20 protein-coding genes and 1 pseudogene are annotated in these 19,845 nt (G+C 59.8%); 11 read left to right on the top strand and 10 right to left on the bottom strand.

Annotated features, from left to right (window positions below; translation table 11 throughout):
* The 5 genes and pseudogenes from ACIPIZ_RS28095 to ACIPIZ_RS28075 all read left to right on the top strand — a co-directional run.
* A partial coding sequence (locus tag ACIPIZ_RS28095) for a phosphoribosylformylglycinamidine synthase subunit PurQ (RefSeq protein ID WP_401168710.1) occupies window positions 1-447 on the top strand: 447 nt, incomplete at its 5' end.
* Window positions 448-452: 5 nt separating this feature from the next.
* Window positions 453-764, top strand: coding sequence for a YqfO family protein (locus ACIPIZ_RS28090; RefSeq protein ID WP_095050948.1), 312 nt, complete (start codon window positions 453-455; stop codon window positions 762-764).
* 1,105 nt (window positions 765-1,869) lie between these two features.
* Window positions 1,870-2,166, top strand: a pseudogene (locus ACIPIZ_RS28085) (DUF6124 family protein); the annotation flags it as partial.
* A gap of 34 nt (window positions 2,167-2,200) precedes the next feature.
* The gene (locus ACIPIZ_RS28080) at window positions 2,201-2,650 is read left to right on the top strand and encodes a hypothetical protein (RefSeq protein WP_401168708.1); all 450 of its coding nucleotides are present in this window, start codon (window positions 2,201-2,203) and stop codon (window positions 2,648-2,650) included.
* A gap of 187 nt (window positions 2,651-2,837) precedes the next feature.
* Window positions 2,838-3,284 (top strand): hypothetical protein, encoded by a 447-nt coding sequence (locus tag ACIPIZ_RS28075; RefSeq protein ID WP_122853536.1) that lies wholly within the window; start codon window positions 2,838-2,840, stop codon window positions 3,282-3,284.
* Window positions 3,285-3,337: 53 nt separating this feature from the next.
* On the opposite strand, the gene nagE is transcribed toward ACIPIZ_RS28075, so the two are convergent.
* The 7 genes from nagE to ACIPIZ_RS28040 form a co-directional block, all read right to left on the bottom strand.
* Window positions 3,338-5,050, bottom strand: a complete 1,713-nt coding sequence (gene nagE / locus ACIPIZ_RS28070) for an N-acetylglucosamine-specific PTS transporter subunit IIBC (RefSeq protein ID WP_401168706.1) — start codon at window positions 5,048-5,050, stop codon at window positions 3,338-3,340.
* Between the two features lie 23 nt (window positions 5,051-5,073).
* Window positions 5,074-7,587, bottom strand: coding sequence for a phosphoenolpyruvate--protein phosphotransferase (gene ptsP, locus ACIPIZ_RS28065; protein ID WP_401168703.1), 2,514 nt, complete (start codon window positions 7,585-7,587; stop codon window positions 5,074-5,076).
* Window positions 7,588-7,806: 219 nt separating this feature from the next.
* On the bottom strand, window positions 7,807-8,829 hold the full coding sequence (locus tag ACIPIZ_RS28060; RefSeq protein WP_105705633.1) for an SIS domain-containing protein: 1,023 nt from the start codon (window positions 8,827-8,829) through the stop codon (window positions 7,807-7,809).
* Window positions 8,810-9,916 (bottom strand): N-acetylglucosamine-6-phosphate deacetylase, encoded by a 1,107-nt coding sequence (nagA, locus tag ACIPIZ_RS28055; protein ID WP_064393268.1) that lies wholly within the window; start codon window positions 9,914-9,916, stop codon window positions 8,810-8,812. The genes ACIPIZ_RS28060 and nagA overlap by 20 nt, the downstream gene beginning before the upstream one ends.
* A 30-nt stretch (window positions 9,917-9,946) precedes the next feature.
* Window positions 9,947-10,678, bottom strand: a complete 732-nt coding sequence (locus ACIPIZ_RS28050) for a GntR family transcriptional regulator (protein ID WP_064393267.1) — start codon at window positions 10,676-10,678, stop codon at window positions 9,947-9,949.
* A gap of 282 nt (window positions 10,679-10,960) precedes the next feature.
* Window positions 10,961-11,476 carry a murein L,D-transpeptidase family protein gene (locus tag ACIPIZ_RS28045; protein WP_064393266.1) on the bottom strand — a complete coding sequence of 172 codons (516 nt, stop codon included), beginning with the start codon at window positions 11,474-11,476 and terminating at the stop codon, window positions 10,961-10,963.
* Window positions 11,477-11,549: 73 nt separating this feature from the next.
* Complete coding sequence (locus ACIPIZ_RS28040) at window positions 11,550-12,104, bottom strand: NUDIX hydrolase (protein WP_064393265.1); 555 nt, start codon at window positions 12,102-12,104, stop codon at window positions 11,550-11,552.
* A gap of 147 nt (window positions 12,105-12,251) precedes the next feature.
* Between ACIPIZ_RS28040 and ACIPIZ_RS28035 the strand changes: the two genes are divergently transcribed.
* From ACIPIZ_RS28035 to purT, 5 genes are all read left to right on the top strand, one after another.
* Entirely contained in the window at window positions 12,252-12,851 is a 600-nt protein-coding gene (locus ACIPIZ_RS28035) for a CoA pyrophosphatase (RefSeq protein ID WP_064393264.1), read from the top strand.
* 47 nt (window positions 12,852-12,898) lie between these two features.
* Window positions 12,899-13,423: a gamma carbonic anhydrase family protein gene (locus ACIPIZ_RS28030; RefSeq protein WP_095138284.1), complete on the top strand. Its 525-nt coding sequence runs from the start codon at window positions 12,899-12,901 to the stop codon at window positions 13,421-13,423.
* Window positions 13,420-13,629, top strand: a complete 210-nt coding sequence (locus ACIPIZ_RS28025; protein ID WP_401168697.1) for a DUF1289 domain-containing protein — start codon at window positions 13,420-13,422, stop codon at window positions 13,627-13,629. The genes ACIPIZ_RS28030 and ACIPIZ_RS28025 overlap by 4 nt, the downstream gene beginning before the upstream one ends.
* A gap of 353 nt (window positions 13,630-13,982) precedes the next feature.
* Complete coding sequence (locus ACIPIZ_RS28020; protein ID WP_064393260.1) at window positions 13,983-14,450, top strand: VUT family protein; 468 nt, start codon at window positions 13,983-13,985, stop codon at window positions 14,448-14,450.
* Between the two features lie 100 nt (window positions 14,451-14,550).
* A complete protein-coding gene (purT, locus tag ACIPIZ_RS28015; RefSeq protein ID WP_102900595.1) occupies window positions 14,551-15,732 on the top strand; it encodes a formate-dependent phosphoribosylglycinamide formyltransferase in 1,182 nt (393 codons plus the stop codon).
* Between the two features lie 88 nt (window positions 15,733-15,820).
* Here purT and ACIPIZ_RS28010 read toward each other — a convergent pair whose 3' ends face one another.
* The 3 genes from ACIPIZ_RS28010 to ACIPIZ_RS28000 all read right to left on the bottom strand — a co-directional run bounded on the left by ACIPIZ_RS28010 (window position 15,821) and on the right by ACIPIZ_RS28000 (window position 19,433).
* Complete coding sequence (locus ACIPIZ_RS28010) at window positions 15,821-17,137, bottom strand: MFS transporter (RefSeq protein WP_150646935.1); 1,317 nt, start codon at window positions 17,135-17,137, stop codon at window positions 15,821-15,823.
* A gap of 229 nt (window positions 17,138-17,366) precedes the next feature.
* Window positions 17,367-18,608 (bottom strand): HlyC/CorC family transporter, encoded by a 1,242-nt coding sequence (locus ACIPIZ_RS28005; protein WP_401168693.1) that lies wholly within the window; start codon window positions 18,606-18,608, stop codon window positions 17,367-17,369.
* Window positions 18,609-18,620: 12 nt separating this feature from the next.
* Complete coding sequence (locus ACIPIZ_RS28000) at window positions 18,621-19,433, bottom strand: inner membrane protein YpjD (RefSeq protein ID WP_038357737.1); 813 nt, start codon at window positions 19,431-19,433, stop codon at window positions 18,621-18,623.
* A 210-nt stretch (window positions 19,434-19,643) separates the two neighbouring features.
* Between ACIPIZ_RS28000 and ACIPIZ_RS27995 the strand changes: the two genes are divergently transcribed.
* The coding region (locus ACIPIZ_RS27995) for a signal recognition particle receptor subunit alpha (protein WP_401168690.1) at window positions 19,644-19,845 on the top strand (202 nt) is incomplete at its 3' end.

Below are 19,845 nucleotides of genomic sequence, written 5' to 3'. Positions count from 1 at the left end.
ATCCCGGGCAGCGAGTTCTGGCCGCACTTCGTGCGTAACCGCTCCGAGCAGTTCGAAGCGCGTGTGGCGATGGTGCAGATCCAGGAATCGAACTCGATCTTCCTGCAGGGCATGGCCGGTTCGCGTATGCCGATCGCCATTGCTCACGGTGAAGGTCACGCCGAGTTCTCCAGCGAAGATGCGCTGCTGGAAGCCGATCTGTCGGGTTGCGTGGCGATGCGTTTCGTCGATAACCATGGCAAGGTCACTGAGTCGTATCCGGCCAACCCGAACGGTTCGCCGCGCGGGATTACCGGTCTCACCAGCCGCGACGGTCGCGTAACGATCATGATGCCGCACCCGGAGCGTGTGTTCCGTGCCGTGCAGAACTCGTGGCGTTCGGAAGACTGGAACGAGGACGCACCTTGGATGCGTATGTTCCGTAATGCGCGGGTCTGGGTTAACTAAGGCCTGTGTACAAGCTAGCGTTTTTTGTTCCTGACAGTCATGTCGAGGTGGTCAAAGGGGCTGTGTTCGCTGCCGGTGGTGGGCGGATCGGTGACTATGACCACTGTGCGTGGCAGGTGCTTGGGTCTGGCCAGTTTCGGCCTTTGGACGGCAGTCAGCCGTTCATTGGCGAGGCTGGGCAGGTTGAGCGGGTTGAGGAATGGAAGGTTGAGCTGGTGGTGGCGGATGAGTTGATCGTGGCTGTTGTGGCGGCGTTGAAGCTCAGTCATCCCTACGAGACGCCGGCTTATGAAGTGTGGCGGCTGGAAGATTTCTGATCTTCCTGGCTGCTGAAACAGGAAACCCGCAGATGAGTGATGGTCTGCGGGTTTTTTGTTGCCCGCGATTTGCTTTTCTGTAGGAGTGAGCCTGCTCGCGATGGCGCCCTTATAGGCGACCATGCTCTGGCTGACTGAGTGAATATCCGTTTCTTCGGGCGTTGCCGCTGGCGGTTTCGCTCTTACAGCGAGTCCCTTTGGCAAACGCCCCAAAGGAACCAAAGGTCTGTGCCCCAACGTTCGGCCCGCTCGCTAAGGCTCGGGGTTCCTTCGCTCTGGGATCCATCCGGGCGCATCGCCTCCGGTTTGCTTCGCTGCACCTCCTCTCGATGCATTTGGCTGCGCCAAACGGTCGCTGCGCTCCCACCCCCGGATAAATCCCTCCACTCAGCCTGCCGACGGGGCCTGTGGATCAAGATCAAGAGCAGGCGAGCTGACACTCGGCCTATTGAGTGGTGAGGAGCACGGGGTTCGACTTTTGATTTGTGTTGGAGCTGCCCCTCATCGGAACGCCGCCCGCCCAGCCCTCTCCCGGGGGAGAGGGAGCCGATTTGTGGGCTTTTCAGGATCTGAATTCGACTCGGTATTTCACGTCAGCGTAGATCCACCAAACACTTCGGTCAGTCCCCTCTCCCTCTGGGAGAGGGGGAGTGAGGGGCTTTTGATCTGTTTCAGGATCTGAATTCGACTCGGTATTTCACGTCGGCGTAGATCCACCCAACACTTCGGTCAGTCCCCTCTCCCTCTGGGAGAGGGCTAGGGTGAGGGTTTGCTTTGGTCTGTTTAGATATGTGTAGAAATAACAGAGTCTTCCCACAAGGTTTTCAGGTTGTCCGTCGGACGCCCGCTCTCTAGTCTTTGCCTGTCGCTGCCAATTCAGCGACCGGGCGTGAGATCCCCGGAAAGCTTGCAACTAGCGCCAACACTACGATAATTGGCGCCAGCTCAATCTGCTGCCTGTGTTATGGCGGCTGTGTGCGGGCAGACTTCGGTCTGGCCGGTTGCCTGCTCCGGTGGATCTCACCCTGCACATAGCTGCCACCTCTTCGCCGCGTGAGATCCGGCGAACGATGGCATCCTCACTTGCAATAGCAGGAGTTGAATTTTGGACAAGCTAATACCAGATCCACCCCCCGAAACCACCACCCCACTCGAAACCACCACCCCACTCGAAACCACCACCCCACTCGAAGCCGCCATCCGCGCCGAAGACTTGGCAAAAAACCGCGAAGCCATCAAACGCGCCCTCGATTTCTACCTCAGCCCTGAACCCGCCAAACCCCGACAACCGAGCACCATGTTCCTCGTCCACCCCAGCGTCGACACCGAAAGCCTGCTCGCCCACGCTTGTGAATCGTTGGCCTCAGCAAACGCCATGGCCAGCAACTTCGCAACCGAGCTAGGCGAATGTTGCTCCTTTCGCTGAAGCCATCGACATGACTCTGAGGTTGAAAATGGAGCTACTTCCCGTCGTCACACCCCGCATCAACACAAGCACCTCGCTGGGGCGGGCGCTGGTATCGATGTTCAAGTCCGTCGAGGCGGAATTGATTGAAGAGAATGCAGCAACTGGAGCGGTCAAGATCATTGTGTTTGGAGGGTGTGCAGTTCACCTCTACACCCATCACCGCATATCTTTGGATGTCGATGCGGAAATCTATGAGGCATGCATTCCGGCAGGATTCGACCTGCGTACGCTGCTGGCGACGGTGCCGGAGCCCTTTGTCGATGAGCTTTCTGCTCGAAAGATGGAGCTGAACTACGACCTGCAATACAACACTAGCTTTGGCCCGATTCATGAGGATTATTGGTCGCGAAGTATTCCCATGTCAGAGTTTTCGCTGGAGTCTCCTCTACACATTCATATGCTGCGCCCGTCGACATAGCCATTACAAAGCTGGGCAGGGCTACAGATCACGATATCGCAGACATCAATGCGCTTCTGAGGTGCGGGTTCATACTGACCAGCGAGCTCCGGCGTCTGGCATTGCAGGCAATTGATGTATATGTTGGCAATAAAGCGCAACCGACCTCGGTATTGAGCAACATTGCAAGACTATCTGGAGAAAGCAGATGACGAAGCTGAATGACGCTCACGTCCTCTCATCCGCATTAGACACTCTCGTTAGAAGCCCTCTGAATCAGGCCGATGACGTTGCACTAGTGAGTGCTGCGAAAGAAGTCTGGTACTCGGATTCAAATGTTGAAAGCGAGGTGAAGGCCTTTCTGAAACATCATAGCGATGACATTGAACGTCGCCGCGCCGCCTACCTGTTGGAGCGATTTACGCGTTTTTCGTGTGTCTCGGATACCCGCGTATTGGAAACGCTTCATGCGCTGGAGCTTTTCGCGCACTCGACACCGAAGCAGGATGTCGCGCCTCAAACAAAGGTTTCATTACGCAATCGCAAAGATGAATTGGCCGTTTCTTGGGGGTTAGCAGAAAGTCTTGGATTGAAGGTTCAAACGTTGATGCCATTTCAGACCCGCCATTACCAAGCGGAACAGCATTCATCCTGAGCCGAATTTGTTGGCGATGAAAAACCCGGCCTAAGCCGGGTTTTTTGTGTCGATTAAACCTTCACACTAACCTCGCTTCGGTTGACCAGGCTTTCAAGCGCCCCACTCAAACTCGCCGCCTTATCCCCCACCAGCAAATGCCAGACCCCGCCATCCAACTGGCTGACACCGTGACACCCCAGATCCTTCAACTGCGCCTCGGACAACGCCTTGCCATCCGCCAATTGCAGGCGAATACGTGTCATCGCAATGCAATCCAGTTGCAGCACATTGTCGCCACCGCCCAACGCATTCAGCCATTGCTGCGCCTCGGAACCGGCAACGGCCATAACTTTCGGCTCATCAACAACAGCGGTTTCAACCAAAACAGCACGCCCCAACGCCGGCATCGCCAGACGAATCTCATCCGCAATGCTGTCCGCCATCGGCCCGACAACCACCTGCAAACTGCCACCTTTACCCGGTCGCACAACCGCCATCGCACCCAGCGCTTTCAGATCAGCATCCGAAGCCTTGTTGCGATCAACCATCTCCAGCCGCAACCGGGTGGTGCAGGCGCCAACCGTCAGCAGATTTTCAGCGCCGCCCAACGCCTTGATGTAAGCACTGGCCCGTTCGTTCTCAGTCAGTACGGCTTTTTCACTAACGGCAACATCCTCACGCCCCGGCGTTTTCAGATTGAAGCGACGAATGCAGAAGTCAAAGACGAAGTAGTAGATCACCGCGTAAGCCAACCCAACCGGGAACACCAGCCAACCATTGGTGGACTTGCCCCAGCCGAGAATCATGTCGATAAAGCCGCCGGAGAAGGTGAAGCCCAAGTGGATGTTCAAGGCATTGGTAATCGCCATCGACAACCCGGTCAGCAGCGCATGCAGCAGATACAGCAGCGGTGCCAGGAACATAAAGGCGAATTCAATCGGTTCAGTCACCCCGGTCAAAAACGAGGTCAGCGCCATTGAAAGAAAGATCCCGCCCATCACCTTGCGGCGTTCCGGCAGCGCATTGCGGTACATCGCCAGGCACGCCGCCGGCAGGCCGAAGATCATCATCGGGAACATGCCAGTCATGAACTGGCCGCCCTTCGGATCACCGGCGAAGTAGCGCGACAGGTCACCCGTCACCAGTGCACCAGTGGTTGGGTCGGTGAAGTTGCCGAACACAAACCACGCCATGTTGTTAAGGATGTGGTGCAGGCCGGTGACGATCAGCAGGCGGTTGAACACGCCAAACACGAACGCGCCGATGCTGCCGCTTTCCATCATCAAGGCGCCGAAGCTGTTGATGCCGTGCTGGATCGGCGGCCAGATGTAGCCGAACACCACGCCCAGACCGACCGCTGCGAACCCGGTGACGATCGGCACAAACCGTCGCCCACCGAAGAACGCCAGATACTCCGGCAGCTTGATGTCTTTGAAGCGGTTGTACAGCGCGCCAGCCATCAGGCCGGCGACGATGCCGGCGAGCATGCCCATGTTGATGCTCGCATCGAGCACCTTCAGCGTGGAGATCATCACCAGGTAACCGATCACCCCGGCGAGGCCGGCGGTGCCGTTGTTGTCCTTGGCGAAACCGACGGCGATGCCGATGGCGAAGATCATCGCCAGGTTGGCGAAGATCACTTGGCCGGCATCGTGAATGATCGCGATGTTCAGCAGGTCAGTGTCACCCAGACGCAGCAACAGGCCGGCAATCGGCAGGATCGCGATCGGCAGCATCAGCGCGCGGCCGAGGCGTTGCAGGCCTTCGATGAAGAGTTGGTACATGGCGTTTGTCCTTGTTGTTTTTGTTAGCGCAGAGGCCAATGTTGATGACAGGCGTGGCGCACGGCGGCGGCGCTGCTCAACTTGAGCAGGTCGCGGCTGAGACGCTGGCATTCGGCTTCGTGCACCTGGCGCACGCGATCCTTGATTTCACCGATCTGCACCGGGCTGACCGACAGTTCGCTGACGCCCAGACCGATCAGCACCGGCGTGGCCAGCGGATCGGAGGCGAGGGCGCCGCAGACGCCAACCCAACGCTTGTGCACCGCCGCGCCTTCGCAGGTCATGGCGATCAGGCGCAGCAGCGCCGGGTGCAGGGCGTCGACGCGGGCGGCCAGACCGGCGTGATCGCGATCCATGGCCAGGGTGTATTGCGACAAATCGTTGGTGCCGATGGAGAGGAAGTCGGCGTGTTCAGCCAGTTGTTCGGCCTGTAATGCGGCGGCGGGGACTTCGATCATCACGCCGATTTCCGGGCGCTGCGTGATGTTCATCTCCAGGCACAACGCTTCAACGCGCTGGCGGATGTGCAGCAGCTCATCCACTTCGGTAACCATTGGCAACAGGATTCGGCAGCGACGCAGCGGGCTGACTTGCAGCAGCGCGCGCAGTTGCTGATCGAGGATTTCCGGGCGGGCCTGAGCCAGACGAATGCCGCGCAGACCGAGCACCGGGTTGGCTTCGATCGGCAGCGGCAGGTAATCGAGTTGCTTGTCGCCGCCGACGTCGATGGTGCGGATGATCACCGACTTGTCGCCCATCGCATCGATCACGGCTTGATAGGCGCAGCGCTGTTCTTCGACATCCGGCGCGGTCTGGCGATCGACGAAGAGAAACTCTGTGCGCAGCAGACCGACACCATCGGCGCCGTTGGCAAAGGCATCTGCCGCTTCACCGCTGGAGGCGACGTTGGCGACGACTTCGATGTGCACGCCATTACGGGTTTCGGCCGGCAGATGAGCTTTTGCCTGTTGAGCATCGCGACGTTGCTGGCGATCAAATTGCGCCTGTTGAACTTCAGCCAAGCGCTCAGCGTTTGGCGTCAGTTCCAGACGACCGCCATCGGCATCGAGCACCACCGATTGACCTTGCGGCTGATCAAGCAATGCCGAACCCAACGCCACCATGCACGGCAGACCTTTGCCGCGAGCGAGAATCGCCACGTGCGAAGTCGCGCCACCTTCGGCCATACACAAACCGGCGACACCTTGGGCGCTAAGTTGCAGCAGATCCGATGGCGTCAGTTCATGTGCAGCAACGATGGCGCCGGCGGGTACATCGTAATTCCACGCCTCGCCGAGCAACGCGCGCAGCACGCGTTGTTTGAGGTCGCGCAGATCATTGGCGCGTTCCGCCAGCAGCGCGCTACCGGTGTGTTGCAGCACTGCACATTGCACATCGATCGACTGGCTCCAGGCGTGAGTCGCCGCAGTGCCTTGTTCGATGGATTGCTGTGCCGCGTCGAGCAGTGCCGGGTCTTCCAGCAACGCCAAGTGTGCGGCGAAGATTGCTTCTTCTTCGGCGTTCTTGTGTTTTTTCGCTTGGGCGAGGGTGCCGTCGATTTCGCTGCTGACCTGTTGCAGTGCAGCTTCAAGCACTTGCTGTTGTTGCAGCGGATCGTGATTGCCCGCGTCCACCGGCAAACTGATCGCGTTCAAGCGAAACAGCGGCCCACCGACGAATCCCGGCGCAGCGCAAACCCCGTGCAACACGCCAGCCTCGGCCGGGCGTTTAAGAGGGGCAACACTGACCGGTGCCGCCGCGCGATGATCATCCGGCAATGCCGTGGCCAACGCCGTGAGCAACGCTTGCAGCGCCGCTTCAGCATCCGGCCCCTGACAGCTGACCTGCACCTCGTCCTGCTCGCCAACCGCCAGGCCCATCAAACCGATCAGGCTGTTGCACGGCGCCGATTTACCGGCGAAGTGCAGTTGCGACTGGCTTTTGAAACCTTGCGCGGTCTGCCGAATCAGCGCTGCCGGGCGCGCATGCAAACCACCGCGATGAGCCACCAACACATGACCGTGAACCTCCGGCCCGCCGACGACTTCAGCGTTCGCTGCCGAACCGTTACGCGCCACAATGTGCAGCAGCGGATCGCCGACTTTCACCGCTTTCAGCGTGATCGGGCGTACCTGAAAATCCTGGCTGTTGGTCAGGATCAACAGGCTGACGAGGCTTTTGCATTGCTGGCCGACTTTGTCCAGGTCATAGCGCAACAACGGCTGACCCTTGGTCACGCGGCCACCGTCCTTGACCAGCATCGAGAAACCTTCGCCGTTCAACTCAACGGTGTCGAGACCCAGGTGCAGGAGGATTTCCGCGCCGTTGTCGGCACGAACGGTGAGTGCGTGGCCGGTGCGGGCGACGTGGATGATCACCCCGGCGCACGGCGAGTACAGCGTGTCGTTGATTGGGTCGATGGCGATGCCGTCACCCATGGCGCCGCTGGCGAACACCGCGTCCGGGACTTTGGCGAGCGTGAGCACCGGGCCGCTGAGCGGGGCGCTGAGGGTCAGCTCTTTATTGTTGTTGTGCATGGCTCGGTCTCATCAGTAATTTCGCTGGCCCTTGTAGGAGCTGCCGAAGGCTGCGATCTTTGATCTTGTTTTCTGTGAATCAAAATCAAAAGATCGCAGCCTTCGGCAGCTCCTACAGGGGTTGTGCATCAATCGACGGTTCTGCATCCGCCGACAGGGTTGAGCATCAATCGGCGGGTTATGCGTCCGCCGATAGGGTTATGCATTGATCAGCGGGTGTCAGTGCGTGCGGGTTACTTTGCTCAGGTGGCGCGGCTGATCCGGGTCCATGCCACGGGCCACGGCCAAACCTGCCGCCATCACGTAGAAACTCTGGATCGCCAGAATCGGGTCGAGGGCCGGGTGTTCGGCGCGGCTCAGGGTCAGATCGCGTTCGCTCACATCGTCCGGCGCGGCCAGCAACACACGGGCGCCGCGTTGACGCATCTCTGCCGCCAGGCTCAACAAGCCAGCCTGTTCAGCGCCACGCGGTGCGAAAACCAGCAGCGGATAGTGTTCGTCGATCAGCGCCATCGGGCCGTGACGCACTTCGGCGCTGCTGAACGCTTCGGCCTGAATCGCCGAGGTTTCCTTGAATTTCAGCGCGGCCTCTTGAGCAATGGCGAAACCGGCACCACGGCCGATCACCATCAATCGCTCGCAATCACGCAGCGCTTCGATGGCCACGCTCCAGTCCTGTTTTGCCGCTTCGCGCAGGCCTTCGGGCAGCGCGTTGCCGGCCTCAAGCAATTCGCTGTCCTCTTTCCAGTGCGCGATCAAACGAGCGCTGGCGCTGAGGGTGGCGATAAAACTCTTGGTCGCGGCGACGCTGCTTTCAGTCCCGGCGAGCAGCGGCACGCTGAATTCACACGCCGCTTCCAGTGGCGAATCCGCAGCGTTGACCATCGATACGCTCAGCGCGCCACGCTTGCGCAACAGACGCAGGCTGTTGACCAGATCCGGGCTCTGCCCCGATTGCGAAAACGCGAACGCAACCTGACCGCTGACCTTCAACGGCGCCTGCTGCATGGTCACCACCGACATCGGTAACGACGCTACCGGCACACCCAGTTGTTGCATGGTCAGGTAGGCGAAGTAGCTCGCCGCGTGGTCGGAGCTGCCGCGTGCGACAGTCATCGCCACTTGCGGCGGCTGACGACGCAGGCGTCCGGCGATCTCGATCATTTGCGGGTCGAGCTGTTGCAGTTGGGCTTGCACGGCCTCGAACGAGGACAGCGCCTCCTCAAGCATTTTTGAAGTCAATGTCTTCTCCTTCGACCATGACGGCGGTCAGTGTGAGTGAGCGATCGAGCCGCACGCAGTCGGCCCAGGCACCTGGTGCAAGGCGCCCGCGTTCGTTGATGCCGAGGTAGTCGGCGGGAAATTGCGACAGGCGCTGCGAGGCCTCGGCGATTGGCAAACCGATCTTCACCAGATTGCGCAGGGCCTGATCCATGGTCAGGGTGCTGCCGGCCAGGGTGCCGTCGGGCAGGCGCACGCCGCCCAGGCATTTGGTCACCGTGTGGCTGCCGAGCTTGTACTCACCGTCGGGCATGCCGGCGGCGGCGGTCGAATCGGTGACGCAATACAGGCACGGGATCGAGCGCAGGGCCACGCGAATGGCGCCGGGATGGACGTGGAGCAAATCCGGAATCAGTTCGGCGAATTTGGCGTGGGCCAATGCCGCACCAACGATGCCCGGCTCGCGGTGATGCAGCGGGCTCATGGCGTTGTAGAGGTGAGTGAAACTGGTCGCGCCAGCCTCCATTGCGGCGACGCCTTCCTCGTAACTGCCGAGGGTGTGGCCGATCTGCATGCGCACGCCACGGCTGCTGAGTTCGCGGATCAATCCGTCGTGACCGGCGATTTCCGGGGCGATGGTGATCACGCGGATTGGCGCCAGTGCCAGATACTCTTCGACTTCGGCCATCAACGCGGTGTGGGCGAAGTTCGGTTGTGCGCCGAGTTTGCCGGGGTTGATGTACGGGCCTTCGAGGTGTACGCCGAGGACGCGCGCGGCACCTTTCGGACGCTGTTCGCAGAATTCTCCTACTTCCTTCAGGACGCTGGAAATCTCGGCACTCGGTGCGGTCATGGTGGTGGCCAGCAGCGATGTTGTGCCAAAACGCACGTGGGTTTTGGTAATGGTTTCGAAAGCGCTGGCGCCTTCCATGATGTCTTTGCCGCCACCGCCATGCACGTGCAGATCGATGAAGCCCGGCAGCAGATACGGCAGATCATTGGTTGCCGGATCGCAAGGCATTCCTTCGATCGACACGACTTTGCCGTGTTCGTGGATCAGCCGGCCGCGAATCCAGCCGCTGGCGGTGAGGATGTTGTCTTCGGACATTTTGGTTCTCTCGTTTGGCTCGGCTGCTGATCAGCGGCGAAGCTCTGCAACAAAGTCGTAGTAGTCGTTGCGGCAATAGGTGTCGGTGACTTCAATCGGCGTGTTGTCTTCCAGGTAGCCGACCCGAGTCATCAGCAGCATCGCGGTGCCGGGGGCGATGCCGACCAGCGCGGCGAACTCGTCCGAGGCATTGATCGCCTGGATGTGCTGCAAGGCACGGACGATCGGTTTGCCTATGCCGTCGAGGTATTCGTAGAGTGAATCGCCGACCAATTGCGGCTTGGGCATGATCGAGGCGGGCAGGGTGCTCATCTCGATGGCCATGACCGTGTCATCGGCTTTGCGCAGACGCTTCATGCGCGCGACCTTGTCGTTCGGCGACAGGCTGAGACGGATCAGTTCTTCGTGGGTCGGCAGGGTGATTTCGCGCTCCAGCCATTGCGAGCTGGGCACGAAACCCTTCAAGCGCAGCATCTCGCTGAAACCCGAGAGGCGCGACAGTGGTTGTTCGAGGCGTGGCGTGATGAAGGTGCCTGAGCCTTGCAAGCGGCGGATCAGGCCTTGATCGAGGAGGACTTCCAGCGCCTTGCGTGCGGTGACGCGGGAGATGCCGAGCAACTCGCTGAGATTGCGTTCCGAGGGCATCGCCTGTTCGGCTTTCCACTGTCCTGCATGAATCGCTGCTTCCAGATTGCGTGCCAGTTGCAAGTACAGCGGCGTCGGCTGGGAGTCGTCTGGGCGTAGGGCCTGGAAGTCGTTCATGTAGGTCATTTCCGACGCGAGTATAGGATTGTTGTGGCTCGCTTGTGGGACGAAAATTAATACCACTTGAATACCATGTCAACGCAGGCAATCGGCGGTTTGCCCAATGAAATGGCGGGTTATGCAGGGTCTGGTTTGAAGTGGTATTAAAGGTGGGCTGTAAAAAACAAAAGATCGCAGCCTGCGGCAGCTCCTACAGTGGGAAGTGGTATCACCTCTGTAGGAGCTGCCGCAGGCTGCGATCTTTTGATTTATTTTTTGCGGGTGACCAGCGGTCGCTGGTTACGGGCGGATTTCGACCATCGTGCCGTCCGGCACCAGGCTCCACACTTCGCGCATATCAACGTTGCGCATGGCGACGCAGCCATCGGTCCAGTCGAGGGTGTGGAACAGGTCTTCCGGGGTTTCTTCCGAATCCGGCGTGCCGTGGATCATGATCATGCCGCCAGGCTCGACGCCTTCACGCCGGGCGCGGGCCGAGTCGCTGATGTTCGGGTAGGAAATGTGCATCGACAGGTTGAATTTGTCGCTGGTCTTGCGCCAGTCGATCCAATAAAAACCTTCCGGCGTGCGCTTGTCGCCTTCAATCAGTTTCGGACCTTTTTTCGCGCCCTTGCCCAAGGAGATGCGATAGGTCTTCAGCGGCTTGCCGTCGGCGATCAACTGCAATTGATGCGCCGATTTGAGCACCAGAACTTTCTCGATAAGCGGGGTATTCGCCGGCGTCACGGTGGTCACGAAGGACGCTTGGGAGACGCTAACGAACGACAGGCAGAACAGGACAAGCAACCAGCGCATTGAAACGATTCCCCAGGGAGTGAAGCAAACAGGATTTATGTAGGAGCTGCCGCAGGCTGCGATCTTTTGATTTCTAACCAACAATGACCGGCTGCACCAACGGCGGAATCGACTCCGAACGAACCGGATACTCCTCAACACGCCGATCAGCGAAGAAGCATTCTAGGGTACGCCCCACCGTGCGGAAAGCCAGCTCGTCCCAAGGAATGTCGGCTTCGTCGAATAGTTGCACTTCGAGGCTCTCGGGGCCCGCAGCAAAGTCGAGATCCACCAGTTCGGCGCGGAAGAACACATGCACCTGACTGATGTGCGGCACGTCGATCAACGTATAGATGCTCAGGTTACGCACCCGGGCGCAGGCTTCTTCAGCCGTTTCACGCACGGCGGCTTGTTCGATGGTCTCGCCGTTCTCCATGAAACCGGCAGGCAACGTCCAGTAACCGAGGCGCGGCTCGATGGCGCGACGGCAGAGCAGCACCTTCGTGCCCCAGGTCGGCACGCAGCCGGCGACGATATTGGGGTTCTGATAGTGAATGGTCTGACAGCTGTCACAAACAAATCGCAGCCGCGAATCGCCTTCGGGAATGCGCTGGGTGACCGGTTTACCGCAGTGGCTGCAAAAATTCATGCTGGGCTTCCTGAATGCTGCGCCTATCTTGGCGTGCAGCGGTGCCGGTCGGCAAGTTGTCGTTTCGCGACACGACAGGTTTCCGGGGCTTGGGCACTCGCAATGATTGGTGCATGATGCAGAGTAAGGCACAGATCGAGAACACTCATGCTGGACGAGCTACTGCATCGGGTAAGCAACCACACACCGCGCACGCTGGAAACCGACACACGTTTCCCCGAGGCCGCCGTTCTGGTGCCGATCACCCGCAGTGACGAGCCGGAACTGGTGCTGACCCTGCGCGCCAGCGGCCTCTCGACCCACGGCGGCGAAGTCGCTTTCCCTGGTGGGCGCCGCGATCCGGAAGACCCGGATCTGATCTTCACCGCCCTGCGTGAAGCCGAAGAGGAAATCGGTTTGCCGCCCGGGTTGGTCGAAGTGATCGGCCCGCTCAGCCCACTGATTTCCCTGCACGGCATCAAGGTCACGCCTTATGTCGGTGTGATTCCCGATTTTGTCGAATATCGCGCCAATGATGCCGAGATTGCCGCTGTCTTCAGCGTGCCGCTGGAATTCTTCCGTAAAGACCCTCGCGAGCATACCCATCGCATCGACTATCAGGGGCACAGTTGGTACGTGCCGAGCTACCGCTTTGGCGAATACAAAATCTGGGGCCTGACGGCGATCATGATCGTCGAGTTGATCAACCTGCTCTATGACGCGAAAATCAGCCTGCACCAACCGCCGAAAAGTTTTATCAACACCTGAAGCCGTCGTTCGAACGGCCATTCACCGTGAGCCCTGAGGAAAACAAGATGAAATACCGCTTGGGCGACGCCCGTGTCGAGACCCATCCACAGAGCTGGGTCGCCCCCAATGCCGTGCTGGTGGGCAAGGTCAAACTGGAAGAAGGCGCCAACGTCTGGTTTAACGCCGTGCTGCGTGGTGACAACGAATTGATCTTGATCGGCAAGAACAGCAACGTCCAGGACGGCACCGTGATGCACACCGACATGGGCTATCCGCTGACCATCGGCACCGGCGTGACCATCGGCCACAATGCGATGCTGCATGGCTGTACCGTCGGCGATTACAGCCTGATCGGCATTAACGCGGTGATTCTCAACGGCGCGAAGATCGGCAAGAACTGCATCATCGGCGCCAACTCGCTGATCGGCGAAGGCAAGGAAATTCCCGATGGTTCGCTGGTCATGGGTTCGCCGGGCAAGGTTGTGCGCGAGCTGACCGAGGCGCAGAAGAAGATGCTTGAGGCCAGCGCCGCCCACTATGTGCATAACTCGCAGCGTTACGCGCGCGACTTGGTTGAGCAGGAAGAATGAACACGCCAGAAAGACCCGTCGCCTCGCCGTGCGTGAATATTTGTGCGCTGGATGAGCAGGATATTTGCACCGGCTGCCAGCGTACGGTGGAAGAGATTACCCGCTGGGGCCGCATGAGCAACGACGAGCGCCGCGTGGTGCTGGGGTTGTGTCATGAGCGGGCGAAGGCGAGTGGGCTGGTGTGGATGATCCCTTCGAAATCGTGAACGGCTAGAGATTGCCCTCACCCTAACCCTCCCGAAACGTCGGACCGCCCATTGGGAGAGGGGACTGACCGAGGTGTCTTACGCTATACGCCGACCTGACATGTCGAGTCGGACTCAAGATTTGAAAGGCCCCCAATAGGCTCCCTTTCCCCCTCGCCTGAAGGGAGAGGGAGCGACCGCGTTGATTGCTCGGGTCGCACCGACCTGGGTTATCGAGTCGAACTCGGGAGTCGATTCAACGAAGTTCTGCTCCCTTTCCCCCTCGCCCCCCATGGGGGAGAGGGCTGGGGTGAGGGGGTGGCTCTTGATCTGCGGGTCCAGTAATCTGTGCGCCAATCTGCCAGGTCGCCTCCATGATTTTCCTCATCGCCTACATCAGCAGCGTCGTGCTGATCAACTTCGCCTTTTCCACCGCGCCACACCTGGACATCATCTGGTCGGCCTGGGGTGGCCTGGTATTCATACTGCGCGACATGGTGCAAACCCGCTTCGGTCACGGTGCGCTGGTGGCGATGCTGGCGGCGTTGGTGTTGTCTTACGTCACCTCCGATCCTTCCATCGCATTGGCCAGCGCCACGGCGTTCGCGGTGTCGGAAATCATCGACTGGCTGGTGTTCAGCGTCACCAAACGGCCGTTGCGCGACCGTTTGTGGATCAGTTCGGCGCTGAGTATTCCCCTCGATACCTTTATCTTCTTCGGCATGATCGACCTGCTGACGCCGCCGGTGATCATCACTGCGCTGCTGTCGAAATTCGCGGGTGTCACCGCCGTTTGGCTGATCATGGCCTGGCGTGAGCGCAAACAGGCCGTCGCCGGCTGAAGCCAAAGCCTCGGGTTCATGTAAAATGCCGCGCTTTCTCCCCATGGAAAGCGCGTCTGGCGTTGCTTTCCTCGATGATCCGCTTCTTTGAGGACCTGAGATGACCCGTATCGGAACTCCATTGTCGCCGACCGCGACCCGCGTATTGCTGTGTGGCTGTGGTGAGTTGGGCAAGGAAGTGGTGATCGAGCTGCAACGCCTGGGCGTTGAAGTGATCGCCGTTGACCGCTACGCCAACGCGCCGGCCATGCAAGTTGCGCATCGCAGCCACGTGATCAACATGCTCGACGGCGCTGCCCTGCGCGCAGTGATCGAAGCCGAAAAACCGCACTTCATCGTGCCGGAAATCGAAGCCATCGCCACCGCCACGCTGGTCGAACTGGAAGCCGAAGGCTTCACCGTGATCCCGACCGCGCGCGCGGCGCAATTGACCATGAACCGTGAAGGCATTCGTCGTCTGGCCGCTGAAGAGCTGGATCTGCCGACCTCGCCGTACCACTTTGCCGACACCTTCGAGGACTACAGCAAAGCCGTTGAAGACCTGGGCTTCCCATGCGTCGTCAAACCGGTGATGAGTTCGTCGGGCAAAGGCCAGAGCTTGCTGCGCAGCGCCGATGACGTGCAGAAAGCCTGGGATTATGCGCAAGAAGGCGGTCGCGCCGGTAAAGGTCGGGTGATCATCGAAGGTTTCATCGATTTCGATTACGAAATTACCCTGCTGACCGTGCGCCACATCGGCGGCACCACGTTCTGTGCGCCGGTCGGTCACCGTCAGGAGAAGGGCGACTATCAGGAATCGTGGCAGCCGCAAGCCATGAGCCCGATTGCCCTGGCTGAGTCCGAGCGCGTTGCCAAAGCGGTGACTGAAGCGCTGGGTGGCCGTGGTCTGTTCGGCGTTGAGCTGTTCATCAAGGGTGATCAGGTGTGGTTCAGCGAAGTCTCGCCGCGTCCGCATGACACTGGTCTGGTTACATTGATTTCGCAGGATCTGTCGCAGTTCGCTCTGCACGCTCGCGCGATTCTGGGCCTGCCAGTGCCGTTGATCCGTCAGTTCGGGCCTTCGGCTTCTGCGGTGATTCTGGTGGAAGGGCAGTCGACCCAGACCGCATTCGCCAATCTGGGTGCTGCGTTGAGCGAGCCCGATACGGCGCTGCGTCTGTTTGGTAAACCGGAAGTGAATGGCCAGCGCCGTATGGGCGTGGCGCTGGCGCGGGATGAGTCGATCGAGGCTGCGCGTGCCAAGGCGACCCGTGCTGCTCAGGCTGTTGTCGTAGAACTCTAAACCGAGTCGCGCCCATCGCGAGCAGGCTCACTCCTACAGTTGGAATGCGTTCCCCTGTAGGAGTGAGCCTGCTCGCGATGGCGGCCTATCAGGCAACCCGATTCAGATCGTTATCCCTCGTCTCTTTCAGACACAACACCGCAATCAAACTCAGCACTGCCGCCGCCGATACATACCCGCCGACATAACTCAAACCCCCCATTGCCACCAGTTTCTGCGCAAAGAACGGCGCCGCCGAGGCCCCGACAATGCCGCCCAGGTTATACGCCGCCGAAGCGCCGGTATAACGCACGTGGGTCGGGAACAGCTCTGGCAACAGCGCCCCCATCGGCGCGAACGTCACGCCCATCAAGAACAGCTCAATGCACAGAAACAGCGCTACGCCCCAGGTCGAACCCTGAGTCAGCAGCGGCTCCATCAGAAACCCGGAAAGTATCGCCAGCACGCCACCGATGATCAGCACCGGTTTGCGTCCATAACGGTCGCTGGCCCAAGCGGACAGTGGTGTGGCGGCAGCCATGAACAGCACGGCAAAACACAGCAGCCCAAGGAATGTTTCGCGACTGTAGCCGAGCGTGGAAACTCCATAGCTGAGGGAGAATACCGTCGAGATATAGAACAGCGCATAACACACCACCATCGCCGCTGCGCCCAACAAGGTTGGCGCCCAGTACTGGCTGAACAGCTCGACCAGCGGCACCTTCACCCGTTCCTGCCGAGCGACGGCATTGGCGAATACCGGGGTTTCATGCAGCTTCAAACGCACATACAAACCGACCATCACCAGCGCTGCGCTGAGCAGGAACGGAATGCGCCAGCCCCAACTGCGAAATTGCTCGTCATCGAGGGTCATGGCCAGGGTCAGAAACAAGCCGTTGGCCGCGAGAAAACCAATGGACGGGCCGAGCTGCGGGAACATGCCGAACCACGCGCGTTTGCCCTTTGGCGCGTTTTCCGTGGCGAGCAGGGCGGCACCGCCCCATTCGCCGCCCAATCCCAGGCCCTGACCAAAACGCAGCACGCACAATAGAATCGGTGCCCACGCGCCGATGGTGGCGTAACCCGGCAGCACGCCAATCAGCGTTGTACATACGCCCATCAACAGCAAGGATGCCACCAGCGTCGACTTGCGCCCGATACGGTCACCGAAGTGGCCGAACAGCGCCGAGCCCAGCGGTCGGGCAAGGAAGGCGATACCGAAAGTAAGAAACGCCGAGAGCATCTGCGCGGTGCCGGACGTCTGCGGAAAGAACACCGGCCCGATCACCAGCGCGGCCGCCGTGGCGTAAACATAGAAATCGTAGAACTCGATCGCGGTGCCGATAAAACTCGCTGTCGCCACGCGGGTGGCGGAGTTGGTCGGTTGGGCAGGCGCGGTGTCGCTGTAAGCGGTACTGGTCGTCATGCGGTGATCCCTGACAGTCATGAGCTCCGTTGGAGCGAATTATTATGGTCGAACACCCAGGGATGTGGGATGAGGCGCGGTCGCTGTTTCAGGTAGGAACAGTCGCCGGAGTGCAGCGGAAATGGCCGAAACCTGTTGTGTGCGGGGTAAGCACGAGGCTCGGCGGCGCTTGGGTAAGCGCCTCGATTATAGGAAGGGGGCTAACGATTGAACAAGAGCAAAAAGTCGTCTATCGGGCAGGCATCAGAGCAGGCACAGACGAGGTATGCCAGATCAACACCTTGCTCACCCGGTTCTCCTCGGTCTCGAGAATCTCCAGGCGATAACGGCCGATCTTCAAGCAAACCGCACTCTCGGGAATCGTCTCCAGCGCTTCAGTCACCAACCCGTTCAGCGTTTTCGGCCCGTCGCTCGGCAAATGCCAGCCCAGGCACTTGTTCAATTCACGGATCGAAGCGGTGCCATCAATCACCATTCGTCCATCGGGCTGCGTATGAATATGCGGGTTATCGAGGCTGTGCTCACTTTCAAATTCGCCAACGATCTCTTCGAGAATATCTTCCAGCGTGACGATACCAAGCACTTCGCCGTACTCGTCGACTACCATGCCCAGCCGTCGCTGTTGCTTGTGGAAGTTCAGCAGCTGCAGTTGCAACGGTGTGCTTTCCGGTACGAAGTACGGCTCGTAACTTGCCGCCAGCAGGGTTTCACGAGTCAAATCGGCATTGTTCAGCAGATGACGGATCTGCCGGGTATTGAGCACCGCTTCAACCTGATTGATGTCGCTGTGAAACACCGGCAGGCGCGTGCGCTTGTTATGGCGCAGTTGTTCAATGATCTCTTCGATCGAATCGTCGAGGTTGATGCCGTCGACATCACTGCGCGGCACCAGAATGTCGTTGACGGTGATGTTGTCCAGCGCGTGGATGCCTGAAACCGGATGTGCATGAACCGGGTGCTCGGGGTCATCGTGACGATCGGAAGGGGCATCGTCTTCGCTTTGCTGTACCACTTGCACTTTGCGCACGAACGGACGCATCAGCAGGCTGCTGATACGGCTGAACAGCCAGGCAAGCGGATAAACGACCTTCAGTGGTACTGCCAACAGGGAGTTACCGAAAGCCAGCACGGCATCGGGGTAGCGCCGGGCGACGGTGCGCGGGAAGTAATCGGCGAACACCAGCAGGATCGCGCCGCCCACCAGGCACGCCGCCCACGGGCCGTTTTCTTCACAGAGGAAAATCGCCAGCAGCGTCGCGATCACCACAGCAAGCGCACGGCACAGGGTGTTGCAGAGGATCAGGCTGTCGAGCGGGAAGCCCAGTTTCGCCAGCGGTTTATCGCTGGCGCGTGAGGCCGTGCGTTGCGCAAGCAGGTGTTGCTGCGCGATTTCGACGGCGGTAAACAGCCCTGACCATAAAATCAGCAGGACAAATACCGCGAGCATCGGCCCTAGGGGCAAACCGTCCATTTATGCCGCCCGTCAGATGTGCAGGATGTATTCGCGAACCAGTTTGCTGCCGAAATACGCCAACATCAGCAGGCAGAAACCGGCGAGGGTCCAGCGGATCGCCTTGTGACCGCGCCAGCCGAGACGGTTGCGGCCCCACAGCAGCACGCTGAACACGATCCAGGCCAGGCAGGCCAGCAGGGTCTTGTGCACCAGGTGCTGGGCGAACAGGTTCTCGACGAACAGCCAGCCGGAAATCAGCGACAGCGACAGCAGCGTCCAGCCGGCCCAGAGGAAACCGAACAGCAGGCTTTCCATGGTTTGCAGCGGCGGGAAATTCTTGATCAGCCCGGACGGGTGCTTGTGCTTGAGTTGGTGGTCTTGCACCAATAGCAGCAAGGCCTGGAACACCGCGATGGTGAACATGCCGTAGGCGAGGATCGACAACAGAATGTGCGCGAGGATGCCCGGCTCTTCGTCGATGATCTGCACCGTGCCGGTGGGCGCGAACTGCGCCAGCAACACCGTGACCGCGCCGAGCGGGAACAGCAGCACCAGCAGGTTTTCCACCGGGATTCGTGAACAGGCGATCAGGGTCAGGGCAATCACCGCCGCCGCGATCAGGCTCGAGGCGCTGAAGAAGTCCAGGCCCAGACCGATCGGCGTCAACAAGTGAGTGAGCAGACTGGCGGCGTGGGCCACCACGGCGAGCGCACCGAGGCTGACCAGCAGGCGCTTGTTCGCCTTGGCGCCGGTGGCCAGGCGGGTGCTCTGATAAAGGGTCGCAGCGGCATATAGAAGGGCGGCGGCGAGGGTGGTCAATAAACTGGGTGACAAGGGGAGCATAAATCCTGTTAGGCAAGCCCGAAAGGGGCTGAGTTTGGCATAGAACCGCCATCGCACGAAAGACTCAGGAAGCTGACAGCGAGGTGTCCGCCAGCCGCAGTCTTCGCTATAATCCGCGACCTGCCCACGCCGCAGGCTCGCCGAGCACATGTTGATTCCGGTCTGGGCCGCCATTATCCCGGTCTACACAGGGCCTGAAAGGATCGCGCATTGTTTGAAAACTTAACCGACCGTCTCTCGCAGACGCTGCGCCATGTCACCGGCAAGGCGAAGCTGACCGAGGACAACATCAAAGACACCCTGCGTGAAGTGCGCATGGCGTTGCTCGAAGCCGACGTCGCCCTGCCGGTGGTCAAGGTCTTCGTCAATTCGGTCAAGGAGCGCGCTGTCGGCACCGATGTGTCGCGCAGCC

It is taken from the genome of Pseudomonas sp. NPDC087690 (assembly GCF_044743175.1).
Classification (GTDB): Bacteria; Pseudomonadota; Gammaproteobacteria; order Pseudomonadales; family Pseudomonadaceae; genus Aquipseudomonas.
The sequence above is the reverse complement of the archived record's forward strand: the minus strand, read 5'-3'. Positions and strand labels throughout refer to the sequence as shown.